The 865-nt window shown below is 48.8% G+C and carries 1 protein-coding gene; it reads left to right on the top strand.

The window, feature by feature from the left end:
• The coding region (locus VC182_RS04530) for a hypothetical protein (RefSeq protein WP_323484629.1) at window positions 1–865 on the top strand (865 nt) is incomplete at both ends.

Raw genomic sequence — 865 nt, 5'->3', positions numbered from 1 at the left:
CCAATACCAATGCTGGCACCTATGCCAATAGCTATAGCCTGACAGCGGCTGGTAGTACGGTGGCTGGCAACTACGCCATTAGCTATAGCCAAGGTGGCCTCACCATTACCAAAGCCCCATTAGGCATTGCGCTAGCGGCCACTTATAACGGCACTACGACTTACACTTCTGGCATTACTACTTCTGGCTTGGTCAATGGTCAAACCATTACTGGTGTGACCATTAATCAGTTCAATGTCAGTCAAAACAATACCAATACCATTACTGGTATTAGTGCTGGCAGTGCAAGCTTAGCGAACTATGCGCTCAACAGTAGTGCAGGTGCTGGTACTACAGGTACTCTAACGGGTAGCGTCTATGCTGGTACGGTCAGCGCTAACGTTAATAGCGGTGGTACCAATAGCGTAAGCTTGAGCGCTGCAACTTTACTCATTAGCGGTGCGAGCACGAGCGCAACTTATACCGGTTTAGCGCAAACTAATAGCACTGCCACTACCTATACCCTCAATGGTGGCTCTGCCACGAGCTTTACTGGTACCGTCACTACTGGTTTAGGTAGCGATAGCTTTACCTCAGCTAATAGTGCGACAGTCACCAATACCAATGCTGGCACCTATGCCAATAGCTATAGCCTGACAGCGGCTGGTAGTACGGTGGCTGGCAACTACGCCATTAGCTATAGCCAAGGTGGCCTCACCATTACCAAAGCCCCATTAGGCATTGCAGTAGCTGGTACTTATAACGGCACGAATAGCTACACCAATGGCACTGGTAATGAAACCATCACCTTAACGGGCTTAGTAGCTAGTGATGCCACTAAAGTGACCAACAATAGCAATAACAATGGTGTGACCGCTACCATCAA

The organism is Polynucleobacter sp. AP-Nickl1-40-C4 (assembly GCF_035012665.1).
Taxonomy (GTDB): Bacteria; Pseudomonadota; Gammaproteobacteria; order Burkholderiales; family Burkholderiaceae; genus Polynucleobacter.
This window is presented reverse-complemented; position numbering and strand designations above follow the sequence as displayed.